Source organism: Streptomyces sp. NPDC046939 (assembly GCF_040644575.1).
Classification (GTDB): Bacteria; Actinomycetota; Actinomycetes; order Streptomycetales; family Streptomycetaceae; genus Streptomyces.
The window spans coordinates 232197-258446 of record NZ_JBEYWV010000002.1 but is presented as its reverse complement, the minus strand read 5'-3'; the positions used below and the strand labels follow the sequence as shown (position 1 = coordinate 258446).

27 protein-coding genes are annotated in these 26250 nt (G+C 72.7%); 15 read left to right on the top strand and 12 right to left on the bottom strand.

From position 1 onward, the window contains the following. Nucleotides 1-12: 12 nt before the first annotated feature. The 3 genes from ABZ877_RS03445 to ABZ877_RS03435 are packed head-to-tail and all read right to left on the bottom strand — an operon-like array spanning nt 13 to nt 3283. Nucleotides 13-1083 (bottom strand): low specificity L-threonine aldolase, encoded by a 1071-nt coding sequence (locus tag ABZ877_RS03445; RefSeq protein ID WP_361063568.1) that lies wholly within the window; start codon nt 1081-1083, stop codon nt 13-15. Nucleotides 1084-1094: 11 nt separating this feature from the next. Beyond that, entirely contained in the window at nt 1095-1850 is a 756-nt protein-coding gene (locus ABZ877_RS03440; RefSeq protein ID WP_361063565.1) for an SDR family NAD(P)-dependent oxidoreductase, read from the bottom strand. Nucleotides 1851-1876: 26 nt separating this feature from the next. Next, the gene (locus tag ABZ877_RS03435) at nt 1877-3283 is read right to left on the bottom strand and encodes a DUF6421 family protein (RefSeq protein ID WP_361063562.1); all 1407 of its coding nucleotides are present in this window, start codon (nt 3281-3283) and stop codon (nt 1877-1879) included. Between the two features lie 233 nt (nt 3284-3516). Here ABZ877_RS03435 and ABZ877_RS03430 point away from each other — a divergent pair, with 233 nt between their 5' ends. Then, nucleotides 3517-4071, top strand: a complete 555-nt coding sequence (locus ABZ877_RS03430; RefSeq protein WP_361063560.1) for an FABP family protein — start codon at nt 3517-3519, stop codon at nt 4069-4071. Nucleotides 4072-4564: 493 nt separating this feature from the next. Then, entirely contained in the window at nt 4565-5248 is a 684-nt protein-coding gene (locus tag ABZ877_RS03425; RefSeq protein ID WP_361063556.1) for a glycerophosphodiester phosphodiesterase family protein, read from the top strand. A 4-nt stretch (nt 5249-5252) separates the two neighbouring features. Here the strand turns inward: ABZ877_RS03425 and ABZ877_RS03420 are convergent, their stop codons facing one another. Continuing rightward, nucleotides 5253-5804: a GNAT family N-acetyltransferase gene (locus ABZ877_RS03420; RefSeq protein ID WP_361063553.1), complete on the bottom strand. Its 552-nt coding sequence runs from the start codon at nt 5802-5804 to the stop codon at nt 5253-5255. An 84-nt stretch (nt 5805-5888) separates the two neighbouring features. Between ABZ877_RS03420 and ABZ877_RS03415 the strand changes: the two genes are divergently transcribed. Together ABZ877_RS03415 and ABZ877_RS03410 are read left to right on the top strand one after the other, a co-directional pair. Beyond that, on the top strand, nt 5889-6281 hold the full coding sequence (locus tag ABZ877_RS03415; RefSeq protein WP_361063550.1) for a VOC family protein: 393 nt from the start codon (nt 5889-5891) through the stop codon (nt 6279-6281). A gap of 144 nt (nt 6282-6425) precedes the next feature. Beyond that, entirely contained in the window at nt 6426-7853 is a 1428-nt protein-coding gene (locus ABZ877_RS03410) for an NAD(P)/FAD-dependent oxidoreductase (RefSeq protein ID WP_361063547.1), read from the top strand. A gap of 9 nt (nt 7854-7862) precedes the next feature. Here ABZ877_RS03410 and ABZ877_RS03405 read toward each other — a convergent pair whose 3' ends face one another. Further along, a complete protein-coding gene (locus tag ABZ877_RS03405; protein ID WP_361063544.1) occupies nt 7863-8399 on the bottom strand; it encodes a MarR family transcriptional regulator in 537 nt (178 codons plus the stop codon). Nucleotides 8400-8438: 39 nt separating this feature from the next. Then, nucleotides 8439-10142 carry an FUSC family protein gene (locus tag ABZ877_RS03400; RefSeq protein ID WP_361063541.1) on the bottom strand — a complete coding sequence of 568 codons (1704 nt, stop codon included), beginning with the start codon at nt 10140-10142 and terminating at the stop codon, nt 8439-8441. 152 nt (nt 10143-10294) lie between these two features. On the opposite strand from ABZ877_RS03400, the gene ABZ877_RS03395 reads away from it, so the two are divergent. The 5 genes from ABZ877_RS03395 to ABZ877_RS03375 all read left to right on the top strand — a co-directional run bounded on the left by ABZ877_RS03395 (nt 10295) and on the right by ABZ877_RS03375 (nt 14266). Then, on the top strand, nt 10295-10840 hold the full coding sequence (locus ABZ877_RS03395; protein ID WP_361063538.1) for a DUF5134 domain-containing protein: 546 nt from the start codon (nt 10295-10297) through the stop codon (nt 10838-10840). Between the two features lie 96 nt (nt 10841-10936). After that, nucleotides 10937-11872: a M56 family metallopeptidase gene (locus ABZ877_RS03390; protein WP_361063536.1), complete on the top strand. Its 936-nt coding sequence runs from the start codon at nt 10937-10939 to the stop codon at nt 11870-11872. 34 nt (nt 11873-11906) lie between these two features. Beyond that, nucleotides 11907-12614: a phosphatase PAP2 family protein gene (locus ABZ877_RS03385; protein WP_361063533.1), complete on the top strand. Its 708-nt coding sequence runs from the start codon at nt 11907-11909 to the stop codon at nt 12612-12614. Between the two features lie 33 nt (nt 12615-12647). Then, a complete protein-coding gene (locus tag ABZ877_RS03380) occupies nt 12648-13361 on the top strand; it encodes an HAD-IA family hydrolase (RefSeq protein WP_361063530.1) in 714 nt (237 codons plus the stop codon). Between the two features lie 188 nt (nt 13362-13549). Then, a complete protein-coding gene (locus tag ABZ877_RS03375) occupies nt 13550-14266 on the top strand; it encodes a helix-turn-helix domain-containing protein (RefSeq protein WP_361063527.1) in 717 nt (238 codons plus the stop codon). Here the strand turns inward: ABZ877_RS03375 and ABZ877_RS03370 are convergent. Continuing rightward, complete coding sequence (locus ABZ877_RS03370; RefSeq protein WP_361063524.1) at nt 14254-15759, bottom strand: hypothetical protein; 1506 nt, start codon at nt 15757-15759, stop codon at nt 14254-14256. The genes ABZ877_RS03375 and ABZ877_RS03370 overlap by 13 nt on opposite strands. 93 nt (nt 15760-15852) lie before the next feature. Between ABZ877_RS03370 and ABZ877_RS03365 the strand changes: the two genes are divergently transcribed. Then, a complete protein-coding gene (locus ABZ877_RS03365) occupies nt 15853-16530 on the top strand; it encodes a DUF305 domain-containing protein (RefSeq protein ID WP_361063521.1) in 678 nt (225 codons plus the stop codon). A gap of 278 nt (nt 16531-16808) precedes the next feature. After that, nucleotides 16809-18164, top strand: coding sequence for an NADP oxidoreductase (locus ABZ877_RS03360; protein WP_361063519.1), 1356 nt, complete (start codon nt 16809-16811; stop codon nt 18162-18164). On the opposite strand, the gene ABZ877_RS03355 is transcribed toward ABZ877_RS03360, so the two are convergent. Further along, nucleotides 18152-18553: a helix-turn-helix transcriptional regulator gene (locus ABZ877_RS03355; protein WP_361063516.1), complete on the bottom strand. Its 402-nt coding sequence runs from the start codon at nt 18551-18553 to the stop codon at nt 18152-18154. The two genes, ABZ877_RS03360 and ABZ877_RS03355, sit on opposite strands and share 13 nt — an antisense overlap. Nucleotides 18554-18652: 99 nt before the next feature. On the opposite strand from ABZ877_RS03355, the gene ABZ877_RS03350 reads away from it, so the two are divergent. Beyond that, a complete protein-coding gene (locus tag ABZ877_RS03350) occupies nt 18653-19735 on the top strand; it encodes an NADH:flavin oxidoreductase/NADH oxidase (protein ID WP_361063513.1) in 1083 nt (360 codons plus the stop codon). A gap of 24 nt (nt 19736-19759) precedes the next feature. Here ABZ877_RS03350 and ABZ877_RS03345 read toward each other — a convergent pair whose 3' ends face one another. Genes ABZ877_RS03345 through vdcB form a run of 3 tightly spaced genes read right to left on the bottom strand, consistent with a single transcriptional unit; the run spans nt 19760 to nt 22094 of the window. Further along, a complete protein-coding gene (locus ABZ877_RS03345) occupies nt 19760-20002 on the bottom strand; it encodes a non-oxidative hydroxyarylic acid decarboxylases subunit D (RefSeq protein ID WP_361063510.1) in 243 nt (80 codons plus the stop codon). 32 nt (nt 20003-20034) lie between these two features. After that, nucleotides 20035-21462, bottom strand: a complete 1428-nt coding sequence (gene vdcC / locus ABZ877_RS03340) for a non-oxidative vanillic acid decarboxylases subunit C (protein WP_361063507.1) — start codon at nt 21460-21462, stop codon at nt 20035-20037. Nucleotides 21463-21500: 38 nt separating this feature from the next. Then, nucleotides 21501-22094, bottom strand: a complete 594-nt coding sequence (gene vdcB, locus ABZ877_RS03335) for a non-oxidative vanillic acid decarboxylases subunit B (RefSeq protein WP_361063505.1) — start codon at nt 22092-22094, stop codon at nt 21501-21503. A gap of 83 nt (nt 22095-22177) precedes the next feature. Here vdcB and ABZ877_RS03330 point away from each other — a divergent pair, with 83 nt between their 5' ends. Continuing rightward, nucleotides 22178-23080: a helix-turn-helix transcriptional regulator gene (locus ABZ877_RS03330; protein WP_361063502.1), complete on the top strand. Its 903-nt coding sequence runs from the start codon at nt 22178-22180 to the stop codon at nt 23078-23080. Nucleotides 23081-23199: 119 nt separating this feature from the next. Beyond that, nucleotides 23200-24288, top strand: coding sequence for an exo-alpha-sialidase (locus ABZ877_RS03325; protein ID WP_361063499.1), 1089 nt, complete (start codon nt 23200-23202; stop codon nt 24286-24288). 32 nt (nt 24289-24320) lie between these two features. Here ABZ877_RS03325 and ABZ877_RS03320 read toward each other — a convergent pair whose 3' ends face one another. Beyond that, nucleotides 24321-24998: a uracil-DNA glycosylase gene (locus tag ABZ877_RS03320; RefSeq protein ID WP_361063496.1), complete on the bottom strand. Its 678-nt coding sequence runs from the start codon at nt 24996-24998 to the stop codon at nt 24321-24323. Between the two features lie 125 nt (nt 24999-25123). Here ABZ877_RS03320 and ABZ877_RS03315 point away from each other — a divergent pair, with 125 nt between their 5' ends. Then, the gene (locus tag ABZ877_RS03315; RefSeq protein ID WP_361063493.1) at nt 25124-26125 is read left to right on the top strand and encodes a BadF/BadG/BcrA/BcrD ATPase family protein; all 1002 of its coding nucleotides are present in this window, start codon (nt 25124-25126) and stop codon (nt 26123-26125) included. Nucleotides 26126-26250 lie beyond the last annotated feature (125 nt).

Below are 26250 nucleotides of genomic sequence, written 5' to 3'. Positions count from 1 at the left end.
GCGGGCGGGTCGCTACCGCGCCATCTCCTCCTTGAGCGCCGCGACGAACCCGTCGACGTCCTCCTCGCGGGTGTCGAAGGCGCACATCCAGCGGACGTCACCGGCCGCCTCGTCCCAGAAGTAGAACCGGTAGCGCTTCATGAGGCGCTCGGAGACGTCGTGCGGGAGGCGCGCGAAGACCCCGTTGGCCTGCACCGGGTGGAGGATCTCGACGCCGTCGACCGCCCGGACGCCCTCGGCGAGGCGCTGGGCCATCTCGTTGGCGTGGCGGGCGTTGCGCAGCCACAGGTCCTTGGCGAGCAGCGCCTCCAGCTGCACCGAGACGAACCGCATCTTCGAGGCGAGCTGCATGGAGAGCTTGCGCAGGTGCTTCATGTGGCGCACCGCGTCCTGCTCCAGGACGACGACGGCTTCGCCGAACAGCGCGCCGTTCTTGGTGCCGCCGAGCGAGAGGATGTCGACGCCGACGGCATTGGTGAACGTACGCATCGGCACGTCCAGGGAGGCGGCGGCGTTGGCTATGCGCGAGCCGTCGAGGTGCACGCGCATGCCGCGCTCGTGGGCGTGGTCGCAGATCGCGCGGATCTCGTCGGGCGTGTAGAGCGTGCCCAGCTCGGTGGATTGCGTGATCGAGACGACCTGCGGCATCGCGCGGTGCTCGTCCTCCCAGCCGTACGCCTGCTGGTCGATCAGCTCGGGGGTGAGCTTGCCGTCGGGTGTGGGGACGGTGAGGAGCTTGAGGCCGCCCATGCGCTCGGGGGCGCCGCCCTCGTCGACGTGGATGTGCGCGGAGTCGGCGCAGATCACCGCGCCCCAGCGGTCGGTGACCGCCTGGAGCGCGACGACGTTGGCGCCCGTGCCGTTGAAGACCGGGAACGCCTCGGCGGTGGGTCCGAAGTGGCTGCGGATGATCCGCTGGAGGTGGTCGGTGTAGTCGTCCTCGCCGTACGCGACCTGGTGCCCGCCGTTGGCCAGGGCCAGGGCGGCCATGACCTCGGGGTGGGCGCCCGCGTAGTTGTCGCTGGCGAAGCCCCGGACCGTGGGGTCGTGGTGCCGGCGGGCGTCGGTCTTGGGAGGATTCACGGCTTCGCTGTCTACTCTGCCAGCCACAGACGGGTCCCGTTCACTTCGGCGGCGGGCTTGTCCCAGACGGCGGCGATGGCGTCGGCCAGCTCCGTGACGTCGGTGAAGCCCGCGAACTTCGCGTTGGGGCGTTCGGCGCGCATCGCCTCGTGCACCAGTGCCTTCACCACCAGGATCGCAGCCGCCTGCCGGGGTCCGGCCTCGCCCCCCGCCTTGCGGAAGGCGTCGCCGAGGGCGAGCGTCCACGCCTCGGCCGCGGCCTTGGAGGCGGCGTACGCGGCGTTGCCCGCGGTCGGCTTCGAGGCGCCGGTGGCGCTGATCAGCAGGTAGCGGCCCCGGTCCGAGCGGCCGAGCGGTTCCTGGAAGGCGAGCGAGGTGTGCTGCACCGTGCGGATCAGCAGCTTCTCGAGCAGGTCCCAGTCGGCGAGGTCGGTCTCGGCGAAGCTCTTGCTGCCGCGCCAGCCGCCGACCAGGTGGACCAGGCCGTCGACGCGGCCGAAGTCCTTCTCGATGCGGCTCGCCCACGCGCGCGTGGCGTCCAGGTCGAGCAGGTCCACGGTGTCGCCCAGGACCGTGGCGCCGCCGTGCGCGTAGCGCGCCTCGTCGACCGCCTCGGCGAGCCGCTCCGCGTCCGCGTCGGCGCCGATGACGGTGGCGCCCGCCTCCGCGAGCCGCTTCAGCGCGGCGCGCCCGGCGGGCCCGGCCGCTCCGGCGACCGCGATCACGGCACCGTCGAGGGGGTTCCTGGTGGTGTCGGTGTCGGTCATGGCCGTCGCCTCCTGTACGGGGTCGCTCATGCGGCGACCCGCTCGGCACCCGCGGTGATCCCCTTGGTGGAGGCGATCACATGCTTCAGCTTCTTGGACAGCGCCTCGTAGAACATGCTGAGCGGGAACTCGTCGGGAAGCACCTCGTCCACCAGCTTGCGCGGCGGCAGGCTGGTGTCCAGGGCGTCGGGGCCCTTGGCCCAGCGGGAGCCCGGGTGCGGGGCGAGGTAGGTCGACACGAGGTCGTAGGCGGCGAACCAGTGGACCAGCTTCGGGCGGTCGATGCCGTCGCGGTAGAGCGTCTCAATCTCGCCGCAGAGCTGGTTCGTCACCTCGGGGGCGCGGTCCCAGTCGATGTGCAGCTTGTTGTCCGTCCAGCGTACGACGTCGTGCTTGTGCAGGTAAGCGAAGAGCAACTGGCCGCCGAGACCGTCATAGTTGCGGACGCGCTCGCCGGTCACCGGGAAGCGGAACATGCGGTCGAACAGCACGGCGTACTGGACGTCACGACCCTGCGGGACGCCGTCGGCCTCCAGCTTCACGGCCTCCTTGAAGGCGGTGAGGTCGCAGCGCAGCTCCTCCAGGCCGTACATCCAGAACGGCTGGCGCTGCTTGATCATGAACGGGTCGAAGGGCAGGTCGCCGTGGCTGTGCGTGCGGTCGTGGACCATGTCCCACAGCACGAACGCCTGCTGGCAGCGGTCCTGGTCGCCGACCATCTCCGCGATGTCCGCCGGCAGCTCGACACCGAGGATGTCGACGGCCGCCTCCGTGACGCGGCGGAAGCGGGCCGCCTCGCGGTCGCAGAAGATGCCGCCCCAGGAGAACCGCTCCGGGGCCTCGCGCACGGCGATCGTCTCCGGGAAGAGCACCGCCGAGTTCGTGTCGTAGCCCGAGGTGAAGTCCTCGAAGGTGATGCCGCAGAACAGCGGGTTGTCGTAGCGGGTCGCCTCCAGCTCGGCGAGCCAGTCGGGCCACACCATGCGCAGGACGACGGCCTCCAGATTGCGGTCCGGGTTGCCGTTCTGCGTGTACATCGGGAACACGACCAGGTGCTGCAAACCGTCCTGGCGCTGGGCCGCGGGCTGGAAGGCGAGCAGCGAGTCCAGGAAGTCCGGCACCTTGTAGCCGTCGTCGGCCCAGCGGCGCAGGTCGGCGACGAGCGCCTGGTGGTACGCGGCGTCGTGCGGCAGCAGCGGGGCGAGCTGTTCCACGGCCGCCGTGACGCGGTCCAGGGCCAGGTCGACGGCGGCCCGCGCGGGGGCGCCCTCGGCCTCGAAGTCGATCGACCCGTCCTTCTCCTGCCAGGTCCTGATCTCCTCCACGGCGTCCTTGAGCACGGGCCACGCCGGGTGGTCCACCACCCTGTCGCCGACCACAGGAGCCGGAGGAACGGTAGCCTCCGCACCCGCCTGCACAAGAATTTCCGTCATGTCCCATCCTCCACAGGAGAACCTCGCGTCAGAACACCGTATGCATCTCCGGTTCTCCAGGACAAGGGGAGCTTCGGGAAATTATCCTGCGCGCCCCCCGGTACCACCGCTGTTTTTCCTGTCTCGCCCGCGCGAAACGATGACCTCTGCCACAGCGGCCCCGCGCGGCCGGGAGAGCGGCGCCCCGGCTTAGGCTGGCCCCGCGCCATCCCCTCGACCCCTGGGAGCCACCCGTGTCCGACGCCGCCGCGCCGCCGTACCCGTACGGCGAGACCGACCGCCCCGACGCGGCGCCCGCGCCGCACCCGCTGCTCGCGCCGGTGCTCGGCCTGCTCGGGGCCTGGCACGGGCGCGGACGCGGCGGGTACCCCACCATCGACGGGGAGTTCACCTACGCGCAGGAGGTCACCTTCACGCACGACGGGCGCCCCTTCCTCCGGTACGAGGCGCGGGCCTGGCTCCTCGGCGCCGACGACACGCCGCTGCGCCCGGCCGCGCGCGAGAGCGGCTGGTTCCGGCTGCGACCGGAGGGCCGGATCGAGGCCCTGATCACGCAACCGACCGGCATCGCGGAGATCGCGTCCGGCCACGCGGCGGACGGCACGGTCACCCTCGCGACGGACACCGTGGCACTCACCCCGACGGCGAAGAAGGTCGAGGCGACCACGCGCCGCTACGTCATCACCGACGGCACCCTGGAATTCACCCACGAGCTGGCTGCGGCGGGCGAACCACTGCAACACCACCTCTCGGCCCACCTCACGCACCCCGGCCCGCACAACCACTGACGGGGCCACCGCCCCGGGGGTCAAGCGACGGCACGCCCCGCCCGACCCCGGCGGACTCCCTCGCATCGAAGCGGCCCCAGGACGGAATCCGATCATGGGGCTCGGCGGGCCGATGCGTCGTAGCCCCCCCCGTCGGCCCGCCCGACCCACCACCGCCCGGCGGACCCCCTCGCGTCGAAGCCGCCGCAGAGCCGAACCCGACCGCCAGGCTCGGCGGAACCGATCCGTCGCAGCACCCCCCGTCGGCCCGCCTCACGCGCCCCCACCCGGACAACCACTGACGCCCCCTCGTCAACCCGGCACGCGCCCACCCCGCGATCGAGTGACCGCACGCGCCCGCCCCCCTCAACCAGGCCCGCACCACCCCGCAACCAAGTGACGGCCCGCCCCCGCCATGGACCAGCGGGCTCCCTCGCGTCGAAGCCGCCCTGGGGGCGGACCCGGCCGTTAGGCTCGGCGGAGCCGATCCGTTGTCGACGGAAGCGAGACCACCTTGAACTTCCTCACCATCGGGCATCGCGGAGCCATGGGGGTCGAACCCGAGAACACCCTGCGGTCCTTCGTCGCCGCCGAGCGGGCGGGGCTCGACCTCATCGAGCTCGATCTGCACCTCAGCAAGGACGGCGCGCTCGTCGTCATGCACGACGCCGACGTGGACCGCACCACGGACGGCAAGGGCCCCATCGCCGACAAGACCCTCGCCGAGCTGCGGACCCTGGACGCGGGGCGCGGCGAGCGGGTGCCGGTGTTCGAGGAGGTCCTCGACGCGGTGAGCGCCCCGTTGCAGGCGGAGATCAAGGACACGGCCGCCGCCCGCGCGCTCGCCGAGGTCATGCTGCGCCGCGATCTCGTGCACCGGGTCGAGGTGATCTCCTTCCACGACGAGGCCGTCGCGGAGATCGCGCGGCTCGTGCCCGGTGTGCGGACGGCGCTGGTCGCCAGCCGCTACGGTACGAACGTCGTGGAGCGGGCCCTCGCCGTCGGCGCCACCACGCTCGTCCTCAACATCCGCCGCCTCACCCAGGAGATCGTGGAGCACGCCCGCAAGGCGGACCTGCGGATCATCGGCTGGGTCGTGAACACCCAGGACGACCTGCGGCTCGTCCGCGCCCTCGGCCTGGACGGCGCGACCACCGACTACCCGGAGATCAAGCGCACCGGCCGCTTCACCGCATAACGGCTCAGGCCAGCTCCTTGACCAGCAGCTCGAACTCCAGGTCCGCGCGCCGCGGGATGCCGAAGCGCTCGTCGCCGTACGGGAAGGGGCTCGTTCTTCCCGTACGGCGGTAGCCGCGCCGCTCGTACCAGGCGATGAGCTCCTTGCGCACGGAGATCACCGTCATGTGCATCTCGCGCACACCCCATGTCTCGCGCGCCGTCCGCTCCGCCTCCGCGATGATCACCTTTCCGAGCCCGGCGCCCTGGAGGGCGGGGCTGACGGCGAACATGCCGAAGTAGGCGTGGTCCCCGCGGTGCTCCAGCTGGCAGCAGGCGACGATCGCGCCGTCCCGTTCGACGGTCAGCAGCCGGCTGTCGGGGTGCTCGACCACTTCCAGGACGCCTTGCGGGTCGGTCCGCTGGCCCTCCAGGATGTCCGCCTCCGTCGTCCAGCCGGCCCGGCTGTCGTCCCCGCGGTAGGCCGACTCGATGAGCGCGACGAGCGCGTCGACGTCGCCCTTGGTGGCCTCGCGGAAGCTCAGGCCGTCGGTGGCGGGGTGCGGGGCGGTGGTCATGGACGCCTCTCCGATCTGCGGGGCTGCGGTGTAAAGCCTGTCGGCGCCGTCGAGGTTAACCCGGGCGCAGTACTGTCCGTCGTCATGGTTCACGTACTGAGCAGCAGGGTTCTGATCAGGCCGGGAGACCCCGAGCGGTCGCGGAGGTTCTACGGGGAGGCGCTCGGGCTGGCCGTGTACCGCGAGTTCGGCACCGGTCCCGAGCGGGGCACGGTGTACTTCCTCGGCGGCGGCTTCCTGGAGGTCGCGGGGCGTTCCGAACCGCCGGTCACGCCGGGGCTCCAGCTCTGGCTCCAGGTGGCGGACCTGGACGCGGCGCACGAGGAGCTGGTGGCGCGGGACGTGCCGGTGCTGCGCGAGCCGCGGACGGAGCCGTGGGGCCTGAAGGAGATGTGGATCTCCGATCCGGACGGCACCCGCATCTGTGTGGTGGAGGTCCCCGAGGATCACCCGATCCGCTCCCGGCCTTCCATCTGACGTGCGCGGCTGACGTGCGGTGACGCGGGGTGCGACGCACGATGGCGAAGAGTCAGGGGATTCGGCGGCGCCGATCCGGATACATGAGCCGGAGCAACGCTCCTCGCCTGTCCGTCCACCGTCCAGCCCAGGAGAGATCCGATCATGACCGCTCCCCGTACCTCGACCGTGCCCCGGATTCTGATCATCGGCGGTGGGTTCGCCGGGATGGAGTGCGCCCACAAGCTGGAGAAGGAGCTGAAGCCCGGGGAGGCGGTGCTGAAGCTCATCAGCCCGATGGACCATCAGCTCTATCTGCCGCTGCTGCCCCATGTGGCGTCCGGTGTGCTGACCCCGCAGTCGGTCGCCGTGCCGCTGCGCCGGATGCTGCGGCGCACCTCCATCATCCCCGGCGGCGCCATCGGTGTGGACCCGAAGGCGAAGGCCGTCATCGTCCGGAAGATCAACGGCGAGTGCAGTGTCGAGCGCTACGACCACCTGGTGCTCACGCCGGGCAGTGTGACCCGTCAGTTCGACATCCCCGGCATCGACGAGCATGCCGTCGGCGTCAAGACGCTCGCCGAGGCGGCCTGGATCCGCGACCACGTCATCTCGCAGCTCGACCTCGCGGCGGCCAGCACGGACCCGGCCGAGCGGGAGGCGCGGCTGCAGTTCGTGGTGGTGGGCGGCGGCTACGCCGGCACGGAGACGGCGGCGTACCTCCAGCGGCTGACGAGCGCCGCGGTGAGGCGGTACCCCGGGCTCGATCCGCACCTGATCAAGTGGCACCTGGTCGACATCGCCCCGAAGCTCATGCCGGAGCTGGGCCCGCGCCTCGGCGACAAGGCGATGGACATCCTGACGCGGCGTGGCCTGCACGTCTCGCTCGGGGTCTCGGTGGCGAAGGTCACCGAGGACCGGGTGACGTTCACCGACGGGCGCGAGCTGCCCTGCCGCACCCTCATCTGGACGGCGGGCGTCGCGCCGAGCCCGCTGGTCGCCACGCTGGGCGCGGAGACGAACAAGGGCCGCCTGGTGGTCACCCCCGAGCTGACCGTGCCGGGCCTCGACGGTGTCTTCGCGCTGGGCGACGCCGCCGCCGTGCCGGACCTCGTCAAGGGCGGCGACGCGATCTGCCCGCCGACCGCGCAGCACGCGATGCGGCAGGGCTGGGCGGCGGCCCGCAATGTGCTGGCGGCGGTGCGCGGGACGCCGCTGACGCCGTACCGCCACAAGGACCTCGGGCTCGTCGTCGACCTCGGTGGTATCCAAGCGGTGTCGAAGCCGATGGGTGTGCAGCTCACCGGGTTGCCCGCGCAGGTCGTGGCCCGCGGCTACCACCTGGGCGCGCTGCGGACCGTCACGGCCCGTTTCCGTACGGCGGCGAACTGGGCCCTGAACGCTGTCGCGGGCGACGACTTCGTCCGCACCGGCTTCCAGCGGAACCGGCCCGCCACGCTCAAGGACTTCGAGATGACGGACGCGTACCTGTCGCCGGAGGAGATCCACCAGGTGATGGCCGACCACGCGGCGGGCCGGTCGACGGTCCCGGAGAAGCCGGAGCTCGCGATCAACCTGGCCGCCGAGCTGTAGGGCCCTCTCCTAGCTCCGGGGGCCGCCCAGGCGGCCCTCCAGCTGGGAGAGCAGGTCGCCGAGCAGGGTGCTGAGCGCGGTGTCGCGGCCGCCGTCGAGACCGGCGAGGACCGTCGACTCGTAGGCGAGCTGGCGCGGCAGGATCTCGTCGACGAGTGCGCGGCCCTCATCAGTGAGGCTGAGGTGGGACACCCGCCGGTCGCGGGTGTCGCCGCGCCGGGCGACGAGGCCGCGCTCCTGGAGCTGCTTGAGCCGCTTGGTCACGGCCGCGCCCGAGGAGAACGTCTCGCGCGCCAGGTCGCCCGGGGTGAGTTCACGGCCTGTGCGGCGCAGGGTGCCGAGCAGGTCGAACTCGGCCCGGGTCAGTCCGGCGTGGCGCAGGGGCGCGTCCTCGGCCTGCTGGAGCAGCGCGGCGCACCGGTTGATGCGGCCGATGATCTCCATCGGGGCGGTGTCGACGTCCGGTCGTACGGCCTGCCACTGCTGGACGACCGACGACACCGTGTCGGGCGGTCGCTCCGCCGCCGTCTCGGCTCTCGTGCTCATGCTGCCTGCCCGGACCTTCCGCTGAGGCTTCGTACCTTGTCAGTTGCGGGCGCCGCTCGGGTCGTCCGCCGTGTCACCAGTGTCGTCGACGGCGGGCTCCGGCAGGCCGGGGGCCTGGCGGCGGACCGTCGCGGCGAGCGTACGGTGTCCGGCGCGTTCGGCGGCGACCACCCGCTCCTCGGGCAGCGCCCGCTGCCACCACTCCCCCGCCGCCGTGTCGGTGGCGGTGCGCAGCTCCACCAGGGCCGCGACCAGCGAGCGCCGTGCCGTCTCCAGGGCGGCGGGTCCCGGCGCGGCGGAGGCGAGGGTGCGTTCGGCGTTCTCGCGGGCGGCGTCGACGCGCGTGAGGGCCTGTTCGATGGTGTCGCCCGCGCGCCGGTTGGTCACGATGACGGCGGCGACGACGCCGAGGACCGCGCCGACCAGCGTGTCGACGATCCGGTCGGTGATCAGTTCGGCGGGCTCCTGGAAGCGGGCGAACTCGGTGACGAGCAGCGCCATCGGGGTCACGCACAGGCTGCCGAGCCAATAGTTGCGGGTGATGAGCGCCTCGGCGCCGAAGCTGAACGCCATGCAGCACAGCACCAGGGCGAGCGGCGCGAGGTGGGCGAGGGGGACGACGGCGGCGAAGACGAGCACGCCCGCGAGGTTGCCGACGACGCGCTGGACGCCGCGGTTCCAGGTCAGCGTCACATTGGCCTGGTAGAGGGAGGCGGCGGTGACCAGGGCCCAGTAGGGGCGTCCGATGCCGAGGGCGAGCGAGGCGTACCCCGCGAGGGCGCAGCCGACGAAGGTGCGCAGGGCGACCGGGAGCAGCGGCGAGCCGGGGCCGATCCGCCGCCAGAGGGAGGGGGCGCCGCCGCCCACGCGTTCCGCCTCCACGCCGAGCAGTTCGTCGTCCTCCCCCGCGACGCGGTCGGGGCGCGGTACGGCTCCGGCGCCGCGCAGCCCGGCGGCCCACGCACGCAACCGGTCCGCGTCGGTGTCGCCCGGTGCGGCGATGGCCACCTCCGCGCGGACGACGAGCCGCTCCAATGCGCGGCGGGCGGGGGTCTGCGCGCCGGTGGCGAGGAGGGACTGCCAGGCGGCGTGCACGGCGGCGGCCGCGGCGCCGCGCGCGGGCGCGTGCCCGGGGCGCTCGGCGTAGGCGGCCGCCGCGTTCAGGGCGCGTGCGGTGGCCCGCCGCTCGGGGCCGTGCGGGCGGACGAGGGCGGGGGCCATGCCGACCAGCCAGGCGACGGCGCCCGCGCCGAGGGTGAGCGCGAGGTGTCCCGGCACCTGGCCGATGCGCTGTGGCGCGAACAGGGAGGCCGAGCTGATGAAGGTGAAGATCAGGTGGCCCGGCGGGCCGATCCGCGTGGCGTCGCAGAGCGTCTTCTGCGCGGCGGCGAGCAACGCGCCGACGGCCACGAGCGCCACGGCGGAGGAGAGGAGCGACGCCGCGACGAGCGCGGCGGCGACGCTCAGCCACATCCCGAGGACGACGCCGGCGAGGGCGCGGGCCCGGGCCGCGTAGGGCAGGTTGTGCCCGTACAGGGCGCAGAAGCTGCCGGCCATCGTGTACATCATCAGGTCGAGCCGGCCGAGGGCGAGCAGCGTGAAGTTCGGTATCGCCGCCGAGGCGACGACGCTCGTGGCCGGTTTGAACCAGATGTCCGACGGCCTGTTGGGGCGCAGCACCCCCGCGAGCGGGAGTCGGCGGGCGGTGAGGGTCCTCGGGGAGGTGGGGGAAGTACTGCGCATGCTTAAACCTTAACAGGTGTTTTACTCGTAAAAGATAGCCGTCACGGGCGCACTCCGGCCGCCGCGCGACCGGCAGTGCCTCCCTGCGCCGCCATACGCGCCCGCGTGCACGGGCATCTCCTCCGCAGTCACGCAGAAGAGGGGGACCCGGGGTGCACGGACCGATGTCGGCCGCCTGGCTGCTCGTCGCGTTGTGCGCGGCGACCGGCGCGTACTGCCTGCTGCGCATGCGCAGCACCGTGGAGGACCAGCGCCGCACGGCGGGCGGCGAGGCCCTGATGGGGTTCGGGATGGCGCTGATGGCGGTCCCGGCCGCGGTCCTCGCGCCGCCGTCCTGGACCTGGCTGCTGTACGCGCTGGTGTTCGGTGCCGCCGCGCTGCGGGCCCTGTGGGCGGCGCGCCGGGGCGGGCACCACCTGCACCACCTGGTGGGCACGTTCGCGATGGCGTACATGGCGGTGGAGATGGCGGGGCGCCCGGCGGCGCACGCGCACCACGGCGGCGGGGCGGGGACCCCGGCGCTCACCGGGCTGCTCCTCGTCTACTTCGCGGTGTACGTCCTGTATGCCGGAGCGCGGCTCGTGCCCGCCGCCTCCGGGGTGCCCGCGCGCGCGGGCTGGGGCGACCGGCCGGAGCTGGCGCGGGCCTGCCGCCTGTCGATGGGGATCGGCATGCTGGCGATGCTGCTCGCCATGTGAGGCGGGCGGGGCGGGGCGTGACCCCAGCCGTGTCGTACATCACTTGCGGCGCTGAGCCATACCCCGGCGCGCGCCCCGCTACATAGGCTGACGGCCATGACGGTCCCCGTAGCGCTGTTGCTGCTCGGCACCCTTCTCGCTGTCGTCGCCCCGCGCATGCTCGCGCGCGCCGACTGGCCCGAGCGGGAGCCGATCGTCGCCCTGTGGGCGTGGCAGTGCGTGGTCGCGGGTGTGCTCCTGTGCTGTGCGCTGTCGATGGTGCTGAGCGCCGCCTCCGCCTGGCAGGCCGTGCGCGGCCAGCTGTTCGCGCCCGCGCCGCACGCGGTCGTGGACGCGTACGCGCTGCGCACCACCGGTCCGTGGGCGCCCGTCGTCGCCGTGGCGCTCGCGCTCGGCGGGGCGTGGACGGCCGCGATGCTGGTGCGGGAGGTGCGCGCGGCGCGGACGCGGCGCAGGCGGCGGCGGAGCGAACTCCTCGTGCGCTCGCCCCTGTTGCCCGGCGAGGAGCCCGGCTCGGACCGGCTCGTCGTCCTGGAGGCCGAGCGGCCCGACGCGTGGTGGCTGCCGGGGCCGACGCCCCAACTGGTGATCACCACCGCCGCGTTGCGCCGCCTGAAGGGGCACCAGCTCGACGCGGTGCTCGCGCACGAGATGGGGCACGCGCGGTGGCGGCACGACTGGCTGCTGCACTGCTCGGGCGCGCTCGCGGGCGGGTTCCCGCAGGTGCCGGTGTTCGCGGCGTTCCGGGACGAGATGCACCGCCTGGTCGAGCTGGCCGCCGACGACGTGGCCTCGCGCCGGTTCGGGCGGCTCACCATCGCGCTCGCCCTGGTGGAACTGAACGAGGACCGCGGTGTGTTCGGGCCCTGCCCGACGCCGCAGACGCACGTCCCGCAGCGCGTGCACCGGCTGCTCACGCCGCCGTCGCGGCTCTCCCCCGCGCACCGCCTCCGGCTGACCGCGGTGGCGGCCCTGGTCCCGCTGGCGCCGCTCCTCGTGACGTTCGTGCCGGGATTGCGCGCGTTGGGATAGTGTGCGCCGCCGATGTCGGGTCAGGATCACAGGTATGCACCCGGCGCGACTCGATACCCCCGTCCGGCCGGCCGCCCCGCTGACGGCGGCGCTCGGCCTGGCCTGTGTCCTGCTGCTCGCCCTTGTGGCGGTGCGCTGGTCCCCGCTGATGGGCCTGGACGCGGACATCGTACGGACGCTGCACCGCGGCGCCGTCGCCGAGCCGGGCCTGACCCGCGCCAACCGGATCCTGTCGGACTGGGTGTGGGACCCGTGGGCGATGCGGGCCGGATGCGCCGTGCTCGCCGGGTTCGCGGTGTGGCACCTGCGTGAGCGGGTGCTCGGCGCGTGGCTCATCGTGACCTGCGCGCTCGGCTCGCTCCTCCAGCAGGCGCTCAAGGCGGTCGTCGACCGGCCGCGCCCGGTCTGGCCGGACCCGGTCGACTCGGCGCACTTCGCGGCGTTCCCCTCCGGGCACGCGATGACGGCGACGGTCGTGTGCGGCCTCGCCCTGTGGCTGCTGCGCCGGTACGAGGCCGGGCCCGCCCTGTGGGGCGCGGGCCTCGCGATCTCGGCGGTGTCGGTGCTCGGTGTGGGCCTGACCCGGCTCTGGCTCGGCGTGCACTGGCCCTCGGACGTCCTCGGCGGCTGGCTGCTGGGCGCGCTGACGGTGGCGCTGTCCACGGCCGCGTACGAGAAACGGTTCGGCACCGGGCGCCGGCCCGGCCCCGGTCCCGGGACCGGCCCGAACAGCCCTGCTTGACCTGGGAGTTCACCGCCCGCCAGGATCGGGCGCATGACGATCACCGCCGTGCTCTTCGACTTCTCGGGGACGCTCTTCCGCATCGAGTCCGCAGCGTCCTGGCTCCGCGCGGGCCTCGACGAGCTCGGGCTGACGCTGCCGGACGCCGAGTTCACGCGCACGGCGCGGGCGCTGCACGACTCCGGGGCGCTGCCGGGAGGCACGACGGCGCACGTCACCGTCCCCGACCACCTCGCCGCCCTGATGGCCGTCCGCGACGTCGACGCGAGCCGCCACCGCGCCGCCTACACGGGGCTGGCCCGCGAGGTCGCGCTCCCCGACGAACGGCTCTACGACGTCCTGTACGAGCGCCACATGCGCCCGGCGGCGTGGCACCCCTACCCCGACACCCGCGAAGTTCTGGCGGGTCTGCGCGAGCGCGGCGTGCCGGTCGCCGTCGTCAGCAACATCGGCTGGGACCCGCGCCCCGTCTTCGTTGAGCACGGGCTCGACGCCTACGTGGACGCCTACGTCCTGTCGTACCGGTACGGCGTCACGAAACCGGACCCGCGCCTCTTCGAGGCCGCCTGCGAGGCGCTCGGCGTCGCCCCGCGCTCGGCGCTGATGGTCGGCGACGACCGCCACGCGGACGCCGGAGCGGCGGCCCTGGGCTGCGCCCTGCACTTCGTGGACCATCTGCCACCGGACGAGCGGCCGGACGGGCTGCGGCCGGTGCTCGATCTCGTGCGGGGTGAACGGGTCGGCTGAGAGGAGCACCGGCCCCCGGGCGGCGCCGACACCGTCCGGAGGCCGGCAGCGGAAATAGCGCGGCCGTATTGGACGATCCCCCGCGTCGCCCAATACGGCCGCTTTCCCACACGCACCGCCCCCGAGGGGCCGGTGGCCGGGACGCGCTGAGTATATTGGCTCAGAGCCAGTCAACGCAGGAGTCAAGAATGTCCCCCCGCAGCGCATCGGTCAATGAGGAGTTGCGCCGACGTTCGCGCGAGCGGCTCCTGCAGGCGACTCTGGAGCTCGTCGGGGAGCGCGGCTACGACGCGACGACCCTCGGCGACATCGCGGACCGTGCCGGTTCGGCACGCGGTCTGGTCTCGTACTACTTCCCGGGCAAACGGCAGTTGCTGCAGTCCGCCGTGCACCGGCTCATGCACCGCAGCCTCGAGGATGCGCTGGAGAGGGAGCCGCGGACGCAGGACGGGGACGAGCGGCTCGCGCGCGCCATCGACGCCATCCTGGGCCTCGCCCGGGACCAGCCGGTGCTCATGCGCACGCACATGGCGGGCATCCTTCAGGCCGAGGGGTTCGTGCAGTGTCCCGAGCAGCAGCGGCTCGCGATGCTGCTGCGCGACACCGTGGTGCGCCACGGCACGCTCGACGTCGACCGGGACTACCCGATGCTGCGCGCCGTCCTGATGGGCGCGGTGTTCGCCATGCTCGTACCGGGTGTGCCGATGCCGCTCACGGCGCTGCGCGCCGAGCTGTTCGCCCGCTACCACCTGGAGTGGGAGCGGGGGTTCCCGCCGGGCGACGGGGATGACGCGTCGCCCGGCGGGAACCCGGCCCATGGCAGGGCCGCCGATTTCTCCCGCTACTTCGAGCGGCCGCGGCCTGCCGGGGAGAGCGGGGAACCGACCGGACCTCAGTCGAAGTAGTCGGGCTGCGTCTGGACGTTCAGCTCGTCCACGCGCACCCGCTTGGCCGGATCCGTTCGCTTGTCACTGATCTTCAGGACGTCGAAGCCCTTCTGGATGTCGTTGGAGTAGATGTACCCGTTGTAGTAGTACGCCGACCACGAGCCGCCGGTGGCCAGGGTCTCGGTGCTGAGCGGGCCGCGCTCGAAGTAGCCGATCTCCTTCGGCTGGTCCGAATTGGTGAAGTCCCAGACGGAGACGCCGCCCTGGTACCAGGCCTGGACCATGATGTCCTTGCCCTTGACCGGGATCAGGGAGCCGTTGTGCGCGACGCAGTTCTCGGTGTCGGCCTGGTGGCGCGGGATCTTGAAGTAGCTGCGGAAGACGAGCTTGCGCTTGTCGCCCTTGCCGACGATGTCGTAGATGCCGTCCGCGCCGCGGTTCGGGCCGATCGCGGCGTTGCAGGTGGCCGCGCCGCCGCCGCCCAGCTCGTCGGTGAAGACGACCTTGTTCGCCTTCTGGTTGAAGGTCGCCGAGTGCCAGAACGCGAAGTTGACGTTGTCCTGGACCTGGTCGATGACCTTCGGGTGCTCCGGGTCCTTGATGGAGAACAGGATGCCGTCGCCCATGCAGGCGCCGGCGGCCAGGTCCTCGGAGGGAAGGACGGTGATGTCGTGGCAGCCCGTGGTCTTGGAGACACCGGGGTTGGTGGGGCCGCCCGGGTTGCCGCCGCCGTCCGGGCCCTCACCGGGGAACAGGACGGGGAAGTTGACGACGGCCGCCTTCTGCGGGGCCTTGCGCGGCACCTTGATGACGGAGATGCCGTCGTGCGGCGGCTGGCAGTCCGGGAACGTCGCGCTCGGCGAGTACGAGGAGACGTAGATGTAGACGTTCTTCTTCTCCGGCACCAGGGTGTGGGTGTGCGAGCCGCACGCGGTCTCGACGGCGGCGACGTACTTCGGGTTCCGCTTGTCGCTGATGTCGAAGACCTTCATCCCCTCCCACGACGACTTCTCGGTCGCGGGCTGGGTGGTGGAGGCGCAGGAGTTGTCGCTGCGGGAGCTGTCCGTGGACAGGAACAGCAGGTTCCCGGAGACGGAGATGTCGTTCTGCGAACCCGGGCACAGGACCTGCGCGACGGTCCTGGGCGCCTTGGGGTTGCTGATGTCGAAGATGCGGAAGCCGTCGTAGTTCCCGGCGAAGGCGTACTTGCCCTGGAAGGCGAGGTCGCTGTTGGTGCCGGGGAGCACGTCCTTGGGGATGTTGGTGAGGTGCTCGACGTTCGCGGAGTGGACTATCTCGTCCTTGCCGGGTATCTCGTCCGCCGCGATGGCCGCGCGGACCTCGTTCTCGGTGCTCTGCGACACGCTCTTGGGCGCCGCGGTGCGGTCGCCCGGGTCGGGTGTGGCCGACACCGGGCCCGCGGCCAGCAGAGCCGCGAGGAGTCCGGCGGCTGCGGTGGCGACTCCGAGGCGTCTGCGACGCGTTCGGGTGGAGTCCTGCAACAGGGTCACTGTTGTCTCCCTGACTGACGGTACTGACGACGACTGACATGAGCGTCAGCGATACGTGAACTGTTCACGGATCCCACGAGTATCGTCTTCCTCATGCACAGATCAACAGATGGCAACAAGCTCGTCATGAAAGTTGCTGCACCCGCGCTGCTCGCGGCGCTCGCGCTGGGGTTGACCGCGTGCGACTCGGGGGGCTCCGGCGGCTCGGACCGGGCCAACTCCCCCAAGGACGGCGGGCCTTCCGTCATCGCTCCGGGCAAGCCGGGCGAAGCCGCGGAGACGCTGTCGGCCCGGGACGCGCAGGAGCGCCGGGGCGACGACCGGCCCAACTCGGCCGACGTCCGCTACGCGCAGATGATGATCCGCCACCACCAGCAGGCCCTGGAGATGACCGAACTCGCGCCGAAGCAGGCCCAGTCGGGCGCCCTGAAGCGCCTCGCCGAACGGATCTCCGCCGCGCAGGGGCCGGAGATCGAGACGATGCGGGGCTGGCTGAAAAAGCACGGTCGCGCGGAGAGCCCGTCGGGGCACGCCGGGCACGAGGAGATGCCGGGGATGGCGAGCGAGGCGCAGCTCGGGAAGTTGCGGGCCGCGCACGGCAAGGCGTTCGACGCGCTGTTCCTGAGGCTGATGACCACGCACCACCAGGGGGCGGTGACCATGGCCACCGACGTGAAGAGCCAGGGCAACGACGTGCAGATCGAGGAGATGGCGGACGACGTGATCGCGCAGCAGACGACGGAGATCAGCCGGATGCGCGACATGTCCTGACGATCCGGTCCCCGGGGCCCGCCGTCAGACTCCCATGCCGCCCGGAGGGCTGCCCCGCGGCGTGTGGTGCGTGCTCTGGGGCCCCCCTGCTCGAAGAGCTTGAGGGAGCGTGCCAGGCGTCGCGGGGCAGGGGTACCTCCCGGCCGGAGGCTGGGGGAGGGAATTGCCGGACAAACCCTCGCGGCCGGAACAGACACCCCCCGGGGTCACACGCCTCCCCAGGCGTCCCCGCCGGTGCCATGCTGGGAGGAAGCAGCGCACCTGTGGAAGGAGCGCCCGTGCCGTACATCGCCGTGGTCGGTTCCGGGCCGAGCGGGGTCTACACCGCGCAGGGTCTTGTCCAGCAGACGGTCGTCCCTGACGTTCGTGTCGACGTGCTCGACCGGCTGCCGTGCCCGTACGGGCTGGTCAGGTACGGTGTCGCGCCCGACCACGAGAAGATCAAATCGTTGCAGGGCACGCTGCGGACGGTGCTCCAGGACGAGCGCGTCCGCTTCCTCGGCGGGGTCGAGGTGGGCCCGGCGCTGCCGCCCGCCAAGCTCCTGGAGCTGTACGACGCGGTGGTGTACTGCGTGGGGGCCGCGGCCGACCGGCGGCTCGGCATTCCCGGGGAGGACCTGCCCGGAAGCTGCTCGGCGACCGACTTCGTGGCCTGGTACAGCGCGCATCCGGACGCCCGGGACGACGGTTTCGTACGGGGTGTGCGGACGGCTGTCGCGATCGGCGTCGGGAACGTCGCGGTGGACGTGGTCCGGATCCTGGCGCGGGGCGCCGACGAGCTGGCGCCCACCGACATGCCGCAGGCGGCCCTCGGGGCGCTGGCCGCGAGTGAGGTGCGGGACGTGTACATGGTGGGGCGGCGGGGTCCTTCGCAGGCCCGTTTCACCACGAAGGAGCTGCGCGAGCTGGGCGGGCTGGCCGGTGCGGAGATCGTCGTGGACGAGGCCGAACTGGCGCTCGACCCCGGCTATCGTGACCCGGCCGCGCTGCCCGGCGCCGTCCGCCGCAATGTGGAGGTGCTGCGCGACTGGGCGGGAGCGCCGCGCCGGGGCGCCGCACGCCGGATCCGCCCGCGCTTCTTCCTCCGCCCCGCCGAGATCATCGAGGGCGCAGACGGCCGGGTCGCCGGGGTGCGCTTCGAGCGGACGCGGCCCGACGGGCTCGGCGGCGTCCGCGGAACCGGGACGTTCGAGGTGATCGAGGCGGAACTCGTGCTGCGGTCCGTGGGCTACCGCGGGGTGGCGCTGGAGGGCCTGCCGTTCGACGCGGCGCGCGGCACGGTCCCGCAGGCGGCGGGGCGCGTCCTGCGCGACGGCCGTGTCTCGCCCGGCGAGTACGTCGCGGGCTGGATCAAGCGCGGCCCGACCGGCGTCATCGGCACGAACCGCCCCTGCGCCAAGGAGACGGTGGCCTCCCTGGCCGCCGACCTCAGCGCGCCGACCGCCCCGGAACGTATCGCCCGGGACCCGCTGGCGGGCCTGCTCGGCGCCGGACTGCACCCCGTGGAATGGAGCGGCTGGCAGTCCATCGAACGCGCGGAGGCGGCCCTGGGCCACTCCCTGGGCCGCAACTCGGTCAAGATCCCCGACTGGGACGGCCTGCTGAGCGCGGCCCGCGCCGTTCAGGAGGTCTGAGGCCCCTCGTCCTCCCCCAGCCGCTCCGCCTGGCGGTCCGCCGCCGACAGGACGCTGTCCAGCAGGCCGGGGAAGAGGGCGTCCAGGTCCGCACGGCGCAGGCCGTTCAGCTTGGCCGTGCCCCGGTAGACCTGCTCGATCACGCCGCTCTCGCGCAGGACGCGGAAGTGGTGCGTGGAGGTCGACTTCGTGACGGGCAGGGCGAAGTGGGAACAGGACAGGCCCGGGGAGTCGTTCCCCTGCGCGGACGCCATCTCGCGCACGACCGCGAGACGCATCGGGTCGGAGAGCGCGTGCAGCACCGCTTCGAGCCGGATCTCGCTCCGGTCGGGGTGCGCGAGGGCCCGGTTGCCGGTGGAGGGCGCTGCGTGCGCCGCGGCGGTCGTCATGGCGCTCATTGTACGAGGCTCCTCGTAGTTTGACAGTTCCCGTACTACGGTGCCTATCGTACAAGGGAAGAAGCCCGATCCGTCCGAATGGAGTCCGCCGTGAGCGCGCTGTTCGAGCCGTACACCCTGCGATCGCTGACCGTCCCGAACCGCGTCTGGATGCCGCCGATGTGCCAGTACAGCGCCGCCCCCGAGGGCCCGCTGACCGGCGCCCCGAACGACTGGCACTTCCAGCACTACGGCGCCCGCGCCGCCGGCGGCACCGGCCTGATCATCGTCGAGGCGACCGGCGTCAGCCCCGAGGGCCGGATCTCCCCGTACGACCTGGGCATCTGGAACGACGAGCAGGTCGCCGCGTTCCGGCGCATCACCGAGTTCCTGAAGTCGCAGAACACCGTGCCGGGCATCCAGCTCGGGCACGCCGGCCGCAAGGCGAGCACCGACCGGCCCTGGAAGGGCGGCGGGCCCGTCGGCCCCGAGGAGCACGGCTGGCAGGCCGTCGCGCCGAGCGCCGTCCCGTTCGACGACAAGCACCCCGTGCCGGCCGAGCTGACGACGGAGGGCATCGCCGAGGTCGTTCAGCAGTTCGTGGACGCGGCGCGCCGGGCGCTGGACGCCGGGTTCCAGGTCGCCGAGATCCACGGCGCCCACGGCTACCTCATCGGCCAGTTCCTCTCCCCGCACAGCAACAAGCGCACGGACGCGTACGGCGGCTCCTACGAGAACCGCACCCGGTTCGCCCTGGAGGTCGTCGACGCCGTCCGCGCCGTGTGGCCCGACGAGCTGCCCCTCTTCTTCCGCATCTCCGCGACCGACTGGCTGGAGGGCGAGGAGGGCTGGACCGCCGACGACACCGTGCGGTTCGCCGCCGAGCTCCAGGCGCACGGCGTGGACCTGATCGACGTCTCGACGGGCGGCAACGCCGCGGGCGTCCGCATCCCCGTCGGCCCCGGCTACCAGGTCCCGTTCGCCGCGCGCGTCCGCAACGAGGCCGGTGTCCCGGCCGCCGCCGTCGGCCTGATCGACAACGCCGAGCAGGCCGAGAAGATCCTCGCCAACGGCGAGGCCGACGCCGTCCTCATCGGCCGCGAGATTCTCCGCGACCCGTCCTTCGCCCGCCATGCGGCCCGCGAACTCGGCGCCGACGTGCACGTCCCGGACCAGTACCACCGGTCCGTCTGAGGCACCGCCCCGCTGTGGGCCGCCTCAGGCGGTCCGCAGCGGCGGGATCGCCGGGACCTCGATCGCGTCGTCGATGTCGGCCTGCGTGAGCTTGAACAGGTCGGGGTACGCGTCGCGCCGCGTGCGCCGGTCCGGCTCGGTGGTGCGCCAGGTGTAGAGGCACCGGTCGCACTGGAGCACGTCCCAGACGCCGGGGACCGGTGAGGTGGCGAGCAGGCTGACCGCCTCGAAAGCGCAGCGGGGGCATTCAAGCTGCTGTTCCTGCATGGCTGTTGACCTTCCTGTGAGTCGTACGGGTTTCAGTGCCGGGCCGCGATCATGCGCTGCAACCGGGCCGCCCATTCGGCGGTCTCGGGCAGGTCCTTGGCCGGGGTGGAGAAGTTGCCGCGCACGTCGGGCGCGACCGGCGTCGTCGCGTCGATGATCATCTTGCTGGTGATGCCGGCGGGCTGGGCGGCGGGCGCGAGTTCGAGGACCGAAAGGTTGGGGATGACCACGACGTCGTCCTTCGGGTTCACCTTCGCGGACATCGCCCACATCACCTGCGGCAGGTTGAACGGGTCCACGTCCTCGTCGACGAGGATCACCTGGGAGACGTAGCCGAGCCCGTGCGGCGTCGTCATCGCCCGCATCCCGACGGCCTTGGCGAAGCCCCCGTACCGCTTGGCCGTCGAGATCACGACCATCAGGCCGTGCGTGTACATGGCGTTGACGGCCCGCACCTCGGGGAACTCCGCGCGCAGTTGCTTGAGCAGCGGCACGCAGGTGTTGGGGCCGACGAGATAGTCGACCTCGGTCCACGGCATGCCGAGGTAGAGCGACTCGAAGACCGGGTTCGTGCGGTACGAGACGCGCTCGACGCGGATCACCGGCATCCGGCGCCCGCCCGAGTAGTGCCCGGTGAACTCGCCGAACGGGCCCTCGATCTGCCGCGTACGGGACTCGATCACACCCTCGATGACGACCTCGCTGCCCCACGGCACGTCGAAGCCGGTGAGCGGCGCGGTCGCGATCGGGGCGGGTGCCCCGCGCAGCGCGCCGGCCATCTCGTACTCGCTCTGGTCGTACGCCATCGGCATCCCGGCGACGATCGCCATCACCGGGTCGTTGCCGAGGGTGATCGCGATGGGCAGGTCCTCGCCCACCTCCTCGGCCTTGCGCAGGTGCTGCGCCACGTCGTGCATGGGCACGGGCTGGAAGGCGAGGCGGTCCTTGCCGATGACCTGGATGCGGTACGTACCGACGTTCTGCTTGCCGAAGTCCTCCGGGTCCTCGGGGTCGCGGGAGACGACGGCGGCCTTGTCCAGGTAGAAGCCGCCGTCACCGTCATTGAGGCGGAAGAGGGGCAGGACGGAGAAGAGGTCAACGTCCGCGCCCTCCTGGGTGTTCTCGCGCCAGGGCGCGTCCTCGCGGCGCTCGGGCGCGACGGGGAAGGCGTCCCAGCGCCGCGCGAACTCCTCCACCTGCTCCTTGACCGGGGTGTTGCGGGGCAGCCCGAGGGCGAGCGCGTGGTTGGCCCAGGAGCCGTGCACGTTCAGGGCGATCCGGGCGTCCGTGAACCCCTTGACGTTGTCGAAGTACAGCGCCGGGGCGTTCTCGCCGATGCGGCCCGTCGCGTTGGCGGCGGCCGCCAGGTCGGGCTCGGGCAGCACCTCGTCGGTGATGCGGAGCAGTTGCCCTTCCTTCTCCAGGGTGGAGAGGAAGCTGCGCAGGTCGTCGTAGGCCATGGGGGTTCCTTCTTGCTGCGGTACTGCGGTACGGGGGTTCAGGCGGCGTCGCGGGAAGCGGCTCGGGCGGCCCGCATCCCGGCCCAGCGGCGCGCGGCGGGCGCGGGCAGCTCGAACTGGTCGAGGATGCGCGCCGTGACGTGGTCGACGATGTCGTCGACGCTCTTCGGGTGGTTGTAGAAGGCGGGCATGGGCGGCACCAACTGCACGCCCATCCGCGCGAGTTCGAGCATGTTCTGGAGATGGATCTCGCTCAGCGGCGTCTCGCGCGGAACGAGGACCAGCTTGCGGCGCTCCTTCAGGACCACATCGGCGGCGCGCGCCACGAGCCCTTCGGCGTAGCCGGTCCTGATGCCCGCGAGGGTCTTCATGGAGCACGGCACGATGACCATGCCGTCGGTGCGGAACGAGCCGGACGAGATCGTGGCGCCCTGGTCGTCCGGATGGTGCGTGACGTCCGCGAGCGCGGAGACCTCGGCGACGGACAGGCCGGTCTCCAGCTCGATCGTGGTGCGCGCCCAGCGGGAGAGGACCAGGTGCGTCTCCACGTCCGGCAGCTCGCGCAGGTTCTCCAGGAGCCGGACACCGAACGGCGCGCCCGTCGCCCCCGTCATACCGACGACCAATCGCACAGACCTCTCCTCACACGTCGCTGACCTGTGGTTTCACGCTAGGCGGCAGGGCGGGGCCGAGGGCGGTACGCTCGGGACTCGGCATGGGGAGAAACGGACAGAAACGAGGGGACGCGCCCGGCGCCGACGTCAGGGAGCTGGCGTACACGCCGGCCGTCGGCGCGCCCGCCGGGGTCGAGGTGCTGGAGCTGGCCGGCCTGTACGAGCGGGCGCGGCGGCACGGCAACGACCCGTACGTCCCCGCCCGCCCGGCCTTCCACCAGTTGATCGGGGCGCGCGGGCGGCCGGTGCGGATGTGGGTGGACTTCGTCGAGCAGGAGCTGCGGCCCGGGTCCTGGCTGTGGATCCGCCCGGGGCAGGTGCAGCGGTTCGGCTCGGACCTGGCGGCGGCGGACGGGGTGATCGTCCTGTTCCAGCCGGGCTTCCTGCCGCCCGCGACCGTCTCGGCCGCGCACATGGACCCGCCGTACGAGCAGCGCCCGCTGAGCCCGCGCGGGGCCGACGCGGAAGCGGTGGCGCTGGCGCTCGACCACCTGCGCCACGAGTACGGGGCGATGGCCTCGCTCCCCCTGGAGGCGCACACCGAGGTGCTGCGCGCGCTGCTCTCGGTGCTGCTGGTGCGCCTCGCCGCCGTAAGGGAACCGGCGCCGGACGCGACAACCGTGTCTCCCACGTTCCGCCGCTTCCACGCCGCCGTCGAGCGGGACCACGCGGTGACCCGGCGCGTGGAGGACTACGCGGCGGCGCTCGGCTACAGCCCGCGCACTCTCACCAGGGCGGCGCTCGCCGCGACGGGGCGCACCGCGAAGCAGTACGTCGACGACCGGGTCCTGCTGGAGGCCAAGCGGTTGCTGTGGCACAGCGGGCTCCCGGCGCGGGAGGTGGCGGCACGGCTCGGCTTCGCCGACGCCAGCGACTTCACCAAGTTCTTCCGGCTGCGCGCCGGGGAGACGCCGGGAGCGTTCCGGGCGGGACCGGCACGGTGAGGCCGAGGGGTCGCCGTACCCGCCTGACCTGCGGCGCCGGCGCTCGGAGCAGCCATTGTCAGTGGCGGGGTGCAGACTGACGGACACCTGGAGACAACGGCGTTTCGGAGGTGTGCGGCATGACGGACGTACTGCTGGCGGTGGGCACGCGCAAGGGGCTGTTCCTGGGGCGCAGGCGCGGCGGCGGGGCCTGGGAGTTCGACGAGAGCCCGTACTTCAACGCGCAGGCGGTGTACTCCGTCGCGCTCGACACCCGGACGGACACGCCCCGGCTGCTCGTGGGCGGGGACAGCGCGCACTACGGCCCGTCCGTGTTCCACTCGGACGATCTCGGGCGGACCTGGACCGAGCCGTCCGCGCCCGCCGTGAAGTTCCCGAAGGACACCGGCGCCTCCCTGGAGCGGGTGTGGCAGTTGCACCCGGCGGCGGCCGAGCCGGACGTGGTGTACGCGGGCACGGAGCCGGCGGCGCTGTACCGCTCGGTGGACCGAGGCGAGTCCTTCGAGCTGTGCCGCCCGCTGTGGGAGCATCCGACGCGCTCCCAGTGGGTGCCGGGCGGTGGCGGCGAGGGCCTGCACACGGTGCTCACGGACGCCCGTGACCCGCGCGCCCTGACGGTGGCGGTGTCGACGGCCGGGGTGTTCCGCTCGGCGGACGGCGGCGCGAGCTGGGCCCCGTCGAACTCCGGGGTGGCCGCCGTGTTCCTGCCCGACCCGAACCCCGAGTTCGGCCAGTGCGTGCACAAGGTGGCGCGGGACGCGGCCGACCCGGACCGGCTGTACCTGCAGAACCACTGGGGCGTGTACCGCAGTGACGACGCGGGCGCGAAATGGACCGACATCGGCGAGGGCCTGCCCTCGACCTTCGGCTTCGGGGTCGCCGCGCATCCGCACCGGGGCGACACGGCGTACGTCTTCCCGATCACGGCGGACATCGACCGGGTCCCGGCCGAGCGCCGATGTCGCGTCTACCGCACGCAGGACGCGGGCGCGAGCTGGGAGCCGCTGACCAGCGGACTCCCGGACGGCGACCACTACGGCACGGTACTGCGGGACGCGCTGTGCACGGACGACGCGGACCCGGCGGGCGTCTACTTCGGCAACCGGAACGGGGAGGTGTACGCCTCGCACGACGACGGCGACAGCTGGCGGCAGGTGGCGTCCCATCTGCCGGACGTGCTGTGCGTGCGCGCGGCGGTCGTGGGGTGAGGCCGAGGAGCTGAGGCCGGGCGCCCGGGGAGCTACGGCAGGCGCCAGTCCACCGGCTGCGCGCCCAGGGAGGTCAGCAGCTCATTGGTGCGGCTGAACGGGCGGGAGCCGAAGAATCCCCGGTCCGCCGACATGGGCGAGGGGTGCGCGGACTCGATCGCCGGCAACTGGCCGAGCAGGGGGCGCAGATTGCGTGCGTCGCGCCCCCACAGCACGGAGACGAGTGGCTTGTTCCGGGCGACCAGGGCCCGTATCGCCTGCTCGGTGACCTCTTCCCAGCCCTTGCCGCGGTGGGCGCCCGGGCTGCGCGGGGCGGTCGTCAGCGCCCTGTTGAGCAGCAGCACGCCCTGCTTCGTCCAGGGGGTGAGGTCGCCGTTGGACGGGCGGGGCAGGCCGAGGTCCGCGGTCAGCTCGCGGTAGATGTTCTGGAGGCTGCCGGGCAGCGTCCGCACCTCGGGCGCAACCGCGAAGCTCAGGCCGATCGCCATGCCGGGGGTCGGGTAGGGGTCCTGGCCGACGATGAGCACCCGCACGTCGTCGAAGGGCTGCTGAAAGGCCCTGAGGACGTGCGGTCCGGCCGGGAGGTAGGTCCGGCCCGCGGCGATCTCGGACCGCAGGAAGTCCCCCATGGCCGCGATGCGTCCGGCCACGGGCTCCAGGGCCTTCGCCCAGCCCTCTTCGACAAGTTCGTTCAAAGGTCGCGCTGCCACGACGCGTCACTCTACTGCCACCCGGCGGCCACCCCGCCGCCGGGGAACCGGTGCGCGGGAAGGGGGTACGGAGAGGGGTGCGGCGGCGCTAGTGTTCCTCCTCGGACAGGACAGGAGGGCCCCGGGTGCCTACAGCGAACCAGTCGCCGGCCGCCGACACGGCGCCGGACGCGGCGCGTTGGGTGCTCGGTGTCGACTCCGGCGGCTCCGGTCTGCGCGTCGCGCTCGCCCCCGCCGACGCGCCGTTCCACGCCGGGAGCACCGCGTCCCGCGAACCCGTGCGGACCGTGGCGGCGGGCATCGACCCGGCCCATATGTTGGAACAACTGGTTCCCATGGCACGGGAGTTGCTGAAGGCGGCCGGGGAGCCGGTCCTGACCGCGGTGACCATCGGCGCCGCCGGGATGGCGACGCTCGGCGACGGCCTGCGGGCCGAACTGCCGGACGCGCTCAAGCGGGAACTGGGCGTCACACGGCTGGCGTTGGCCGGGGACGCCGTCACCGCGTACGCGGGCGCGCTCGGCCAGCGGCCCGGCGCGGTCGTCGCCGCGGGCACCGGCCTCATCGCCCTCGGCACCGACCTCACCGCCTGGCGCAGGGCCGACGGCTGGGGCCATCTGCTCGGCGACAGCGGCGGCGGCGCCTGGATCGGCCGCGCCGGACTCGACGCGGCGATGCGCGCCCACGACGGGCGGCGCGGCGGCAGCGCGGCGCTGCTCGAACTCGCCGAGGAGCGGTTCGGCCCGGCGGGCGAGCTGCCGGGGCGGATCTATCCGCGCACCGACCGGCCCGCCGCGCTCGCCTCGTTCGCCCCGGACGTCGCGCGCTGCGCCGGGAACGACCCGGTCGCCGCCGGAATCCTCGGCGACGCCGCGCGCCACATCGCGGAGGCGGCCGCCGCGGTCTGCCCGGCGGACGGCGGCGAGGTCGCGCTCACCGGCGGACTCTTCAAGATGGGCGAGCCCCTGCTCGGCCCGCTCCGCGCGCAGCTCGCGGAGCAGCTCCCCGGCGCCACCGTCGTCTCCGCCGCCGGTGACCCGCTCAGCGGCGCGCTGGTCATCGCGGGTGCCCTCGCGACGGGTGGTCTCCGACTGCCGCGGGAGGGGCGTCTGCTGTACGTCCCGTAACCCCGCGCACCCGCTCGGACCAGGACACTTGATCCATCCGTAACCGATCGGACAATCGCGGACGGATACCGCTCAGCTCCCCCCTGACCGCGCGACGGGGCCGGGAGAGCCAGTAGCATGCGGCG